Here is a 12,383-nt window from a genome sequence, read left to right as displayed (position 1 = left end):
GATCGTCATCGTGGCGGCTGTCCCCCCGCGCCCGTGTCCTCAGTCTTCGCGCGATTTATGCTAAAGGAATGGCTGCGCCGCTTGATCGTCGATATGTAAGCCTGCGAAAGCCCCGACGTGGTCCACAGCCGCTCGATCTCGCCCGGAGGGGCGTGATCGGATAGAAGGTCGATCGCCACGACCATCGCCGTGTCGCTCAAGGGACCGACGCGCTGATCCTGCTGACAAGATCGAGAAAGCGCTGTGTGCGAACACCTTGCTTGTTTACGGCAAGATCGACCAGCTCGACCAATATCAGATGTTTGGATGGAACGACCACGACCAGCTGTCCGCCGTAGCCCACGGCATAAAAGCCGCTGACACCCGATCGTACGCTGCTGAAGGTCCACCAGAGATAGCCGTAGCCGCGTCCGGGCTGCTCGGTGTCCGAGAGACGCCTCGTCGAGTCCGTCACCCATTTCGACGGGATCAGTTGAGCCCCATTCCAGCGTCCGCCGTTCAGGAACAGCAGGCCGAACCGCGCCAGGTCGCGGGCGCTCATCCGGAACAGATAGGCCCGATGGACCGACGAAGACTCCCCCAAATACAGGCCATCGTAAGCGGAGAAGTCCTCCATGCCGATTGGCCGGGCAATCCGCTTCTCGAAGCTCGCAAACACGTCGTCGACGGAGCGCTGATAGATCGTGCCGAGCGCGTTGAAGTCCCAGTTGTTGTAGTACCAGAAGCTGCCCGGCGGATGGCTCTCGCGCGCGGGCCGGAGCCGTTTCATCTCGGGCGTCTCATAGGCCGCGAGATGATAGACCCCGGAGCGCGCCATGAGCAGTTGACGAACCGTCGCGGTCTTCTCGACCGGCGAAAGGGCCGGCGGAATATCGTCGATCTCGAGCGCGGCAAGTGTGCTGTCGAGGTTGATCCCACCGTCTTCGATCGCAATGCCATACAACGCGCTCAGCAGACTCTTGCGGACGGACCGGACATTGACCTTCGCACCAAGGTCCCCGAACGAGGCAACAATGTCGTCGTCCCTGACCACCATGATCGCCGTCGGCTTCTGTTCGACCGCGAACTCCTGCACCTCGCGGGCGATGGATGCAGACCACGGCTTTTCATCCGGTCCTGCCGCCTGCCAATTCCGACCCGGTTCGGCGTGCGCCCAACACGATCCCAGCAGGACGGCTCCGAAAACTGCAGGCAAACGTCGCATGGACCCTCCTCAGCCGGCTCGTCACAACTCAACGTAGGGAGCGTAGTGGACGACAGTTGGAAGGTACAGTGGTCACGGCCCTGCGCCTTGCCCGGTGCGCAACACGTACCGGCGCGCGATGATCAATTTCGTCTGCGGCATCAGTCGGATGCCGGCCATCACCGCACCGGCCGGAAGATTTCGCTTGCTCTTATTCCGAAAATCGGAAATAACATGAGTGTCCCGTCCTCATGAGAGGGGCGCTTCGCGATCGTCATGAACGTGGAGGGCGGGGTGCGGTGGCCGCGATCGTGCCGCAGCGTGCTCGATGCGCGCGGACGAACGGCAGGTTGCGGACGTGAAGTCGCGTGGTCCTGGCGCCCCGAAGCTGGCGCCAAGCCTTCGGGGGATGATGAGCCCGCGGGCGACGGTGGCTAACAAGCCGGACACCGGGGAGATCGCGTATAAGCGTGAAGACCACCGCGCAGGGAATGCCGGTTGACCGGCCTACCTGTGGTGACTGCCGCCTGCTTTTTGTTTGCAGGCGGGCCATGGGTGAGGCCTTCACCCGGCATTCCCTGCGCCCTCTCTTATCAAGAGGGTCATTGACGATGCATCACTCGGGCGCGAATGCGCGGCGAGATCGAATGGTCGTGTTGCATTCGGTCATGCGAGGCACGATGCGCGCCACACACCCCGCTGTCGTCCCGGCCCCCGAGCCGGGACCCATACCCACAGGAAGCGGTGTGAGGCAGGATCGCAATGGGCATCTCGTCCTCTCAACATCCGCCGCGGCGTATGGATCCCGGATCGGCGCTCCGCCGACGCGCGCGTCGGCGGAGCTTGTCCGGGACGACACCGTGGATGTTGCTCTACCTGATCATCGCCGGCCCATGATCCGGCACGGCAACATCCAGCACGCGCAGCTGGACGCGCTCGACGCCCTGGTAGCGGTCGACGGTCAGCGTGCCCGCGACATGCAGGACCTGGCCGCGATGCTGAACCAGGGCGTTGCCGAGCTTCTGGCCCACGCTGCGGAATGCGATCGCATTCACGGTGGCCCCATCGCCGGACTTGAAGCGCAGCTTGAGATGCGCCTGCCCGACCTCGTCGGCATAGACCAGCTGATGCGACGGCAGCGCCACGATCGGCTCGGGATTGCCGCTGCCGAACGGCCCCGCGCGATTGAGCGTCGCCACCAGTTCCGGCGTCGCCGCGCGCGCGCTGATCGCCCCGTCGATCAGGATCTCGTTGACGTGACGTGCCTCGGCGACGTCGGCCGCAAGCTCGCTTTCGAGAAAGGCGCGAAACTCCGCCAGCCGCTCCTTGCGCAAGGTGACGCCGGCGGCCATCGCATGCCCGCCGCCCTTCATCAGGATGCCCTGCTCCACCGCGTGGCGCACCGCCTTGCCGAGATCGACGCCGGGGATCGAGCGGCCCGATCCGGTGCCGATGCCGCCCGGCTCCAGCGCGATCGCAAACGCCGGCCGCGCGAACTTTTCCTTGAGCCTGGACGCGACCAGCCCGACCACGCCGGGATGCCAGCCCTCCGACGCGGTCACGATCACCGCGCCCTTGTCCTCCAGGCCGAGCGAGGCCAGCGCCTCGGCCTCGGCCTGCGCCTCGGCGTGCTGCTCGATGATCCGGCGCTCGCTGTTGAGCCGGTCGAGCTCGGCGGCGATGCGCGCGGCTTCCGAGACGTCGCTCTCCAGCAACAGCCGCACGCCGAGATCGGCGCGGCCGATGCGGCCACCGGCATTGATGCGCGGCCCCAGCATGAAGCCGAGATGCCAGGCCTCGGGCGGGCCGTTCAGCCGCGCCACGTCCATCAGCGCGGTATGGCCGACATGATCGCGGCGGCGCATCGCGATCAGGCCCTTGGCGACGAAGGCGCGGTTGAGCCCGACCAGCGGCGCGACGTCGGCGACGGTGCCGAGCGCAACGTGATGCAGCATGCCGAGCAGATCCGGCTCCGGCCGCGTGCTGCTGAAGAAGCCGCGGCCGCGGAGCTCGCGATTGACGGCAACCAGCGTCACGAGAGTAAGCCCGACCGCGGCGAGATGCCCGAGGCCGGAGAGATCGTCCGGCCGGTTCGGATTCACCAGCGCCTCGACCTCCGGCAGCTCCTCGCCGCATTGATGGTGATCGATCACCACGACGGACATGCCCAGCCGCCGCGCTTCCGCGAGCGGCTCCAGGCTGGTCGTGCCGCAATCGACCGTCACGAGCAGCGTCGCGCCTTTGCTGGCCAGCGCGCGGATGGCTTCAACGTTGGGCCCATAGCCCTCGAAGATGCGGTCGGGAATGTGGATCAGCGGATCGAGCCCGCAATGGCGCAGATGCCACGCCAGCAGCGCCGCCGAGGTCGCGCCGTCGACGTCGTAGTCGCCGAAGATCGCAACCTTTTCCCCTTTCACCGCAGCATCGGCGATGCGCTGCGCCGCCGTCTCCATCTGCGTCACCGTGAACGGGTCGGGCATCAGCTTGCGGATGGTCGGGTCGAGGAAGTCGTTGACTGCGTCGAGCTCGACGTCACGCCCGGCGAGCACCCGGGCCAGCATCTCCGGCAACTGATAACGCTGCACGATCGCCAGGGCCCGCGCAGCGCCGCGCGTATCCAGCCGGTCGCGCCACAGCTTGTTGGTCAGCGACAGCCGCACGCCGAGGAACGCCGGCGGGGCGCTCAGAGGCAAGGCAAGGGCGGACGGTGCCATCGGATGAAGGGCCTCGGGTGCGGTCTGGCGATTCGAATTCGACGGCGCGAATCTACAGCAAGTCGGCGGCGTCCACAGGACCGGTCCAAGGAACCCACGGGAATCGCACTGCATCGTCCGTGGAAATCAGGACCAGAGGGGGTCAGCTGATGACATATAATGCGGTCTGCCTAAAATTACAGCTGTGTTCGGGACCGTGCATTAAACAGCCGTTAGGCGAACTCCGTAACATTTCAATCAAATTATACCGAGTGATTGCTCGCAGTCTCCGCATCTCGACTGAGACAGCGATGATATGGAGTTGTTCAATGCTAGCCGCGCCTGAGCTGAAGACCTCCCCCTCGATTGCGCCCTCCCCCACGCCCCCCCAGGACGAGACCGACGTCTCGGCGCTGATCGCGCGGCTGACCGGCGAGGTCAATCAGATCGCCTGCGAGAAGACCAAGTCGATCCAGCAGATCACCAACCAGATGAAGATGCTGGCGCTGAACGCGCTGATCGAAAGCTCGCGGGTGGGCGCGCAAGGCGCGGGCTTTGCCGTGGTGGCCCAGGAGGTGCGTGCGGTCGGCCAGCTGGTCGAGACCATCGCGCGCGAGCTGGAAGGCCAGCTCACGACGCGCACCGGCAATCTCAAGAGCTCAATCGAGCGCATGACCGAGCGGGCGCGCGGCGAGCGCATGGTCGATCTGGCGCTCAATGCCATCGAGCTGATCGACCGCAATCTTTATGAACGCACCTGCGACGTGCGCTGGTGGGCGACCGATTCCGCCGTGGTGGATTGCGCGGCCGCACCCGATACCGACAGCGTCGCCCATGTCTCCGAACGGCTCGCGGTGATCCTGTCGGCCTACACGGTCTATCTGGACCTCTGGCTGTGTGATCCCAGCGGCAAGGTGATCGCCAACGGCCGCGCCGATCGCTACAACGTCGTCGGCCAGAGCGTCGCCGAGACCAAGTGGTTTCGCGAGGCGCGCGGCCTGCGCTCGGGCGACGATTACGTCGCGGGCGACGTCGAGTGCCAGCCGCTGCTCGGCAACGCCCAGGTCGCGACCTATTGCGCCTCGGTCCGAGAGGACGGCAAGGCCCACGGCAAGCCGCTCGGCGTGCTTGCCATCCATTTCGACTGGGAGGCCCAGGCGCGGGCGATCGTGCAAGGGGTGCGCGTCAGCGAGAGCGACAGGGCCCGCGCGCTGCTGGTGGACTCCAATCACCGCGTGATCGCATCGTCGGATGGCCAGGGCATCCTCAGCGAGCGGGTGTCGCTGAAGCTCGACGGCAAGCGCAGCGGCTTCTACCAGGATGCGTCCGGCCGCATGATCGCGTTCCACGCCACGCCCGGCTACGAGACCTACAAGGGGCTCGGCTGGTACGGCGTGATCGTGTCGGGCGCGTGAGGCGGAGGGATCAGCAGCCGAGCCGGTCGGCGATGCCGTTGAAGTCAGCAGCGACGATGTCCCAGGCGCCGGTGGCATCGAAGTCGCGGGTCTGCAGCGGGCCGTATTCGGTGGGGCGGGCGACGAAGGCGGTCTTCAAGCCGTAGCGTTGCGCAGCTTCGAGATCGTTGTTGTGCGCGGCGACCATCATCACCTCGCCGGGCGCAAGACCAAGCAGACGCGCGGCGCCGAGATAGGTCTCGGGGTCGGGCTTGTAGTGCGCGAACAGCTCGGCTGAGAGGATCAGGTCCCACGGCAGGCCTGCGAACTTCGCCATGTTGGTAAGCAGCGCGACGTTGCCGTTGGAGAGCGGCGCAATGATGTATCTGGACTTCAGCCGGGTCAGCCCGGCGACACTGTCCGCCCACGGATGCAGCCGGTGCCAGCCGCGGGTGAGATGATCGAGATCGGCCTCGTTCAGGCCGGTGATGCCGAGCTGCGCGACGAGCGTCTCCAGCGAGCGCCGGTGCAGCACGTCGAGGATGACGTAGCCGCGCTCGGGGTGCCTGCGGACCTCGTCCATCGAGCCGACATAGAGCCCGCGCCAGCCATCGACCAGCGCGGTCCAGTCGCCCTGAATGCCGCGGGTCTTCGACCACGCGGTGAAGTCGTCGATCAGGCTGGTCCGCCAGTCGACGACGGTGCCGAATACGTCGAACACCAGCGCCTTGACCATGGGCAGCTCGGACATGGCAGCGCTCCGCCGTCAGTCGAGGTGGAACTTCTCGAGCTGCCGGTGCTCGGCGCGGATGTAGCGCACGGTGCCGGTGACCGAGCGCATCACGACCGTCTCGGTCTCGATCACGCCGTCCTTGCGGAACTTGACGCCGGAGAGCAGCGAGCCGGTGGTCACGCCGGTCGCCGCGAACAGGCAGTCGCCGCGGGCCATGTCCTCGATGCCGTAGATCATCTTGGGGTCGCCGACACCCATCTTGTGGGCGCGCTCGCGCTTCTCCTCGGTGTCGAGGATCAGCCGGCACTGCATCTGGCCGCCGATGCAGCGCAGCGCCACCGCAGCCAACACGCCCTCGGGCGCGCCGCCGGTGCCGAGATACATGTCGACGCCGGTGTTGTCGGGATCGGCGCAGTGAATCACGCCGGCGACGTCACCATCGGTGATCAGGCGCACGGCGGCGCCGGTCGAGCGCACGCCCTGGATGATGTCGGCATGGCGCGGACGGTCCAGCACCAGCACCGTGATCGCACCGGGCTCGACGCCCTTGGCCTTGGCGAGGCGGCGGACATTGTCGGCCGGGCTGGCATCGATGTCGACCACGCCCTTGGCGTAGCCGGGACCGACCGCGATCTTCTGCATGTAGACGTCCGGGGCATGCAGCAAGGTGCCGCCATCGGCCATGGCCATGGTCGCGATCGCGCCGGGCATGTTCTTGGCGCACAGCGTGGTGCCTTCGAGCGGGTCGACCGCGATGTCGACCTTCGGGCCGGCATTGAGGCCGACCTTCTCGCCGATGTAGAGCATCGGCGCCTCGTCGCGCTCGCCCTCGCCGATCACGACCGTGCCTTCGATCGGCAGCTTGTTGAGCTCGCGGCGCATCGCGTCCACGGCCGCCTGGTCCGCCGGCTTCTCCTGGCCATGGCCGCGCAGCCGCGCCGCCGACACCGCAGCGCGCTCGGTCACGCGCACCAGCTCCAGCGTCAGGATGCGCTCGAGCAACAATTGCTGCGGGACGGAAATCTGCGTCGACATCGGTCAACTCCTCAAGACGTCAAGGCGGCTCACCGCCATCAAATTCTACCAGCCGGATGCCGCCGTCGGGGGCAACTCACGGTTCGGCGGGCCGGCCCGGATGGCCGCTCCCAGCCGCTCGATTCCACCGGTTTGAGCATGAACCTAACCCAAACGCCACGCGTTTGTTTGAGCAGGGACAACCGGTTCCCTGCGCATCCCAGGTTAATTCTTCTCGATCCGGATCACCTGCGGCTTGCCGCTGATGACCTTGTCGCGCTGCACCGCCTGAAGCGCCTTGTGCACGGCGTCCTCATGCGTCGCATAGGTGATCAGGATCACCGGCACGGGCCCGCCCTTGGCGCCGGCCTTCAGCGGCTCGCTGCCGTTGGGGTGGCGCTGCACGATCGATTCGATCGAGATCTTCTGCTCGGCCAGACGGGTCGCGATCGTCGCGGCGGTGCCGGCATGGTCGCGCGCCATCAGGCGGATGTAGTAGCCGCCCTCGTGCCGCTCCATCGGCGCCTTCTCGGTCGCCTGCAGCTTGTCGACCGGTCGGCCGAACGGCGCGGCGCGGATGCCGCGCGCAACATCGGCGATGTCTGCCACCACGGCGGACGCCGTGGCCGCGCCCCCTGCTCCCGGCCCGACCAAGGTGATCGGCGGAATGCCCTCGCCGTCGATCGTGACCGCATTGGTCACGCCCATCACCTGGGCGATCGAGGAGGATTTCGGCACCATGGTCGGATGCACGCGCTGCTCGATCCCCTTGGCGGTGCGCATCGCGACCCCGAGCAGCTTGACGCGGTAGCCGAGCTCATCGGCGGCCTTGAGATCCTCCGGCGCGATCGAGGAGATGCCCTCCACATAGATGGATCTCTCGGCCACCTGGGTACCGAAGGCGAGGCTCGCCAGGATCGCGAGCTTCTGCGCGGTGTCGTGGCCATGAATGTCGAACGACGGATCGGCTTCGGCGTAGCCCAGGCGCTGGGCGTCCTTCAGGCACTCGTCGAACGACAGCCCCTCCTGCTCCATGCGGGTCAGGATGTAGTTGCAGGTGCCGTTGAGGATGCCATAGACGCGGCCGATGCCGGTGCCGGCGAGGCCTTCGCGCAGGGTCTTGATCACCGGAATGGCGGCGCCGACGGCGGCCTCGAAGTTCAGCGCACCGCCATGCTTCTCGGCGGCCTTGGCGAGTTTCAGGCCATGCTTGGCGATCAGCGCCTTGTTGGCGGTGACCACCGACTTGCCGGCCTTGAGCGCGGTATCTATCGCCGACAGCGCCGGATCGCCGGCGCCGCCCATCAACTCGACGAAGCAGTCGACCTCCGGATCAGCGGCCAGCGCCAGCGGATCCCGAGCCCACTTGATGCCCGAGAGATCGACGGCGCGCTTCTTCTTCGACCGCGCCGTCACGGCGACGACCTTCACCGGCCGCCCCGTCCGCTCGGTGAGCACGCGCCCCTGCTGCTCGATCAGACGAACGACCTCGACACCCACGGTGCCGAGGCCCGCGATGCCCACTCTCAGGGGTGCGACCATGGAATCAAAGAACCTGTCGAAAGGAACGTATGGGAGGGTTCAGCGCCGGTTGGCGATGGGAACGACGTTGTGCAACGTTTCGATGCCGCTTTCAAGGAAGCGGCGAACGTTGCGCGCGGCCTGCCGAATGCGCTGCTCGTTCTCGACCATCGCGATGCGGACATAGCCTTCGCCGTGCTCGCCGAAGCCGACGCCCGGCGACACCGCGACGCCGGACTTCTCGACCATGAGGGTCGCGAACTGCATGCTGCCGAGGGTCTTGAACTTCTCCGGCAAAGGCGCCCAGGCGAACATCGAAGCCTCGGGGGACGGAATCTCCCAGCCGGCCCGGCCGAACGACTCGACCAGCGTATCGCGGCGCTTGCGATAGACATCACGCATCTCGCGGATGCAGTCGTCGGGGCCGTTGAGCGCGGCGGTGGCCGCCACCTGGACTGGGGTGAAAGCGCCGTAATCGAGGTAGGATTTCACGCGCGCGAGGGCGGCGATGATGCGCTCGTTGCCGACGGCAAAGCCCATGCGCCAGCCGGCCATCGAGTACGTCTTCGACATCGAGGTGAACTCGACGGCGACGTCCATGGCGCCCGGCACCTGCAGCACCGATGGCGGCGGGTTCTTGTCGTCGAAATAGACCTCGGCGTAAGCGAGGTCCGACAGGATCAGGATCTCGTGCTTCTTCGCGAATGCGACGAGGTCGCGATAGAAATCGAGGCTGGCGACATAGGCCGTCGGATTGCTCGGATAGCAGACGATCAGCGCCAGCGGCTTCGGGATCGAATGAATGATCGCACGCTCGGCCGCCTCGAAGAATTGCGGTGTCGGTTCCGACGGCACCGACCGGATCACACCGCCCGCCATCAGGAAGCCGAAGGCATGAATCGGATAGCTCGGATTCGGGCAAAGGATCACGTCGCCCGGCGCGGTGATCGCCTGGGCCACGTTGGCAAACCCTTCCTTGGAGCCGAGCGTGGCGACGATCTGGGTGTCGGGATTGAGCTTCACCCCGAAACGACGGTCGTAATAGGCGGCCTGCGCCCGGCGCAAACCTACGATGCCGCGCGAGGCCGAGTAGCGGTCGGTCCGCGGCTTGCCCAGGGTCTCCTTGAGCTTCTCCAGCACATGCGGCGGCGCCGGCAGATCCGGATTGCCCATGCCGAGATCGATGATGTCGGCGCCGGCGTTCCGCGCGGCCGCCTTGGCCCGGTTGACCTGCTCGAACACGTAAGGCGGCAGACGGCGGATGCGATAGAAATCTTCCATGGGTCTCTCGGCTCCGGCAACCGGGGGCGGATCAGCCAGCATCGCTGGCACGGTGGCGGCGCTGCCCTGAAATCCGTGCTAGAACATGAACTTAGCACGGCCACGCGGCCTGGCTGGCGACGACACGCTGAGGTGCGGTTGATTCCGGTGTTTTATCATGGACACCGCGCCACGCCAGACAATTACGTCGCCCGTCCCGACCGCTTAGCGGTCCCTGGCACCGGGCGGTCCCGCCGACGCCTGGCGGTCGCGGGCAGCCTTGAGCTCCTGCTCGATCTGCGCTCGCTCCTCCGGGGAGATCATCCGCGTCTCGCGCTCGCGCGGAACGTCGTTGACCGGGAGATAGCCTCCGGGCTCCTTGGGCCGCACGATGGCGTCAGCTTCCAGCGACGGCATGTCGGCAATCGGGCTGGAACAGCCGGACAGCGCCAAGGGGGTGCAAAGCACCACGCTCGCTGCAAGGGCTCGCGCCCACCTCCTCCGCCCCTGATCCGCCGACGTCACGCCAAAGTCCTCACTGACTCCACAACCGCCAGCCGCAATGCGGTGCATTTTGCCGCAGCACAACCCATTGTCACTCGAAAGGTTGGCGGCTTGAACAGGAATTTCGACCGCCTATGAGATCAGTATGACCGAAGCAAGAGACTTTTTCGCAACGCAACACGTAGAAATCGAATTTACCGCAAACTCGCGGATTGTTGATCTCGCGCGGTGACGAAACGATTCCGACGCGATAGTGTAAGATTGCCATGACCGACGTTCCGAACAACACCAATTCACAAAAAACATTCGACGCCGAAGCCTTCGCGACGAACATCGCGAGAGCAATGGAGACCAGCGGCAAGGCCCTCGCTGCCTATCTCAAGCCGCGGGAGACGGGGGAGGTTCAGGACCGGCCGCCGACCGAGCTTGCCGAGGTGGTGAAGTCGTTCACGGCGGTCGCCGACTACTGGCTGTCGGACAAGGATCGCGCCAGCGACATCCAGACCAAGATCGCGAAGGGCTATCTCGACCTGTGGGGCTCAGCCTCGCGGCGCCTTGCTGGCGAAGAAACGCCTCCGGCGATCTCGCCGTCGCCGCGCGACAAGCGCTTCGCCGATCCGGAATGGAAATCGAACCAGTTCTACGATTTCGTCATGCAGGCCTATCTGCTGACGACGCAATGGGCGCAGGATCTGGTCCACAATGCCGAAGGACTCGATCCGCACACCCGCAAGAAGGCCGAGTTCTACGTCAACCAGATCACCAACGCGCTGGCGCCGTCGAACTTTGTCCTGACAAACCCCGAGGTGATGCGGCAGACGGTGGCCACGAGCGGCGACAATCTGGTGCGGGGCATGCAGATGCTCGCCGAGGACATCGAGGCCGGTAAGGGATCGCTCAAGATTCGCCAGTCAGACCCCGGCAATCTCGAGGTCGGCGTCAACATGGCGACGACGCCGGGCAAGGTGATCTTCCAAAATGAGATGATGCAGCTGATCCAGTACGCGCCGTCGACGGAGAACGTGCTGCGGACGCCGCTGCTGATCGTGCCGCCCTGGATCAACAAGTTCTACATCCTCGACCTGCGCCCGGAAAAATCCTTCGTCAAATGGTGCGTCGATCAGGGGCTCACGGTGTTCGTGATCTCCTGGGTCAATCCCGACAAGAAGCTCGGGAATAAGACCTGGGAGGACTACATGAAGGAGGGCCCGCTCACCGCGATGGACGTCATCGAGAAGGTGACGGGCGAGATGAAGGTGCACACGCTCGGCTATTGCGTCGGCGGCACCATGCTCGCGACCACCCTGGCCTGGCTTGCCGACAAGCGCCGCCAGCGTGTCACCTCCGCGACCTTCCTGGCTGCGCAGGTCGATTTCACCCATGCCGGCGATCTCCTGGTGTTCGTCGACGAGACCCAGATCTCGGCACTTGAGCGCGACATGCAGGCCGCAGGCGTGCTCGAAGGCAGCAAGATGGCGATGGCCTTCAACATGCTCAGGTCGAACGACCTGATCTGGTCCTATGTCGTCAACAACTACCTCAAGGGCCAGCCGCCGCAGGCGTTCGACCTGCTGCACTGGAATTCGGACGCCACCCGCATGTCGGCGGCCAATCATTCCTACTACCTGCGCAACTGCTATCTCGAGAACCGCCTGACATCGGGCACGATGGTGCTCGACAACACCCTGCTCGACCTCTCCAAGGTGAAGGTGCCGGTCTACAATCTCGCGACACGGGAGGACCACATCGCGCCGGCCGATTCCGTGCTCTATGGCTCGCAGTTCTTCGGCGGCCCGGTGAAGTACGTGCTGTCGGGCTCCGGCCACATCGCCGGCGTCGTCAACCCGCCCTCGTCGGGCAAATACCAGTACTGGACCAACGACCAGATCCACGACATCTCGCTGAAGGACTGGATCAAGGGCGCGCAGGAGCACAAGGGCTCGTGGTGGCCGGATTGGCGCGCATGGCTGAGCGAGCTCGATCCGGAAGAGGTTCCCGCACGCGGCGTCGGCACCGAGGCCTATCCACCGCTCGAGGACGCTCCCGGCTCCTATGTCCGCGTCCGCGCATAGCGCTGCCCC

General features: G+C 65.6%; 9 protein-coding genes. 2 read left to right on the top strand and 7 right to left on the bottom strand.

Annotated elements, in window-relative coordinates; translation table 11 throughout:
• Window positions 1-196: 196 nt before the first annotated feature.
• Together QX108_RS02435 and recJ are read right to left on the bottom strand one after the other, a co-directional pair.
• Window positions 197-1,204 carry a serine hydrolase gene (locus tag QX108_RS02435; RefSeq protein ID WP_315779029.1) on the bottom strand — a complete coding sequence of 336 codons (1,008 nt, stop codon included), beginning with the start codon at window positions 1,202-1,204 and terminating at the stop codon, window positions 197-199.
• 851 nt (window positions 1,205-2,055) lie between these two features.
• The gene (gene recJ, locus QX108_RS02430; RefSeq protein WP_315779031.1) at window positions 2,056-3,897 is read right to left on the bottom strand and encodes a single-stranded-DNA-specific exonuclease RecJ; all 1,842 of its coding nucleotides are present in this window, start codon (window positions 3,895-3,897) and stop codon (window positions 2,056-2,058) included.
• 308 nt (window positions 3,898-4,205) lie between these two features.
• Between recJ and QX108_RS02425 the strand changes: the two genes are divergently transcribed.
• Entirely contained in the window at window positions 4,206-5,291 is a 1,086-nt protein-coding gene (locus tag QX108_RS02425) for a methyl-accepting chemotaxis protein (protein ID WP_315719971.1), read from the top strand.
• A 10-nt stretch (window positions 5,292-5,301) separates the two neighbouring features.
• Here QX108_RS02425 and QX108_RS02420 read toward each other — a convergent pair whose 3' ends face one another.
• The 5 genes from QX108_RS02420 to QX108_RS02400 all read right to left on the bottom strand — a co-directional run bounded on the left by QX108_RS02420 (window position 5,302) and on the right by QX108_RS02400 (window position 10,215).
• Window positions 5,302-6,021: a haloacid dehalogenase type II gene (locus tag QX108_RS02420; RefSeq protein WP_315719970.1), complete on the bottom strand. Its 720-nt coding sequence runs from the start codon at window positions 6,019-6,021 to the stop codon at window positions 5,302-5,304.
• A 15-nt stretch (window positions 6,022-6,036) separates the two neighbouring features.
• The gene (glpX, locus tag QX108_RS02415; RefSeq protein WP_172109193.1) at window positions 6,037-7,038 is read right to left on the bottom strand and encodes a class II fructose-bisphosphatase; all 1,002 of its coding nucleotides are present in this window, start codon (window positions 7,036-7,038) and stop codon (window positions 6,037-6,039) included.
• A gap of 204 nt (window positions 7,039-7,242) precedes the next feature.
• Complete coding sequence (locus QX108_RS02410) at window positions 7,243-8,559, bottom strand: homoserine dehydrogenase (RefSeq protein ID WP_315779034.1); 1,317 nt, start codon at window positions 8,557-8,559, stop codon at window positions 7,243-7,245.
• A 39-nt stretch (window positions 8,560-8,598) separates the two neighbouring features.
• Window positions 8,599-9,819, bottom strand: coding sequence for an LL-diaminopimelate aminotransferase (locus tag QX108_RS02405; RefSeq protein ID WP_015666831.1), 1,221 nt, complete (start codon window positions 9,817-9,819; stop codon window positions 8,599-8,601).
• A 204-nt stretch (window positions 9,820-10,023) separates the two neighbouring features.
• Window positions 10,024-10,215, bottom strand: a complete 192-nt coding sequence (locus QX108_RS02400) for a hypothetical protein (protein ID WP_315779036.1) — start codon at window positions 10,213-10,215, stop codon at window positions 10,024-10,026.
• 353 nt (window positions 10,216-10,568) lie between these two features.
• On the opposite strand from QX108_RS02400, the gene QX108_RS02395 reads away from it, so the two are divergent.
• Entirely contained in the window at window positions 10,569-12,374 is a 1,806-nt protein-coding gene (locus QX108_RS02395) for a class I poly(R)-hydroxyalkanoic acid synthase (protein WP_315779038.1), read from the top strand.
• The last annotated feature ends 9 nt before the right edge of the window (window positions 12,375-12,383 follow it).

The sequence above is a fragment of the Bradyrhizobium sp. SZCCHNR1002 genome, assembly GCF_032381435.1.
Taxonomy (GTDB): domain Bacteria; phylum Pseudomonadota; class Alphaproteobacteria; order Rhizobiales; family Xanthobacteraceae; genus Bradyrhizobium; species Bradyrhizobium aeschynomenes.
Note: the sequence above shows the minus strand (reverse complement) of the source record. Positions and strands in the feature narration are given on the sequence as shown.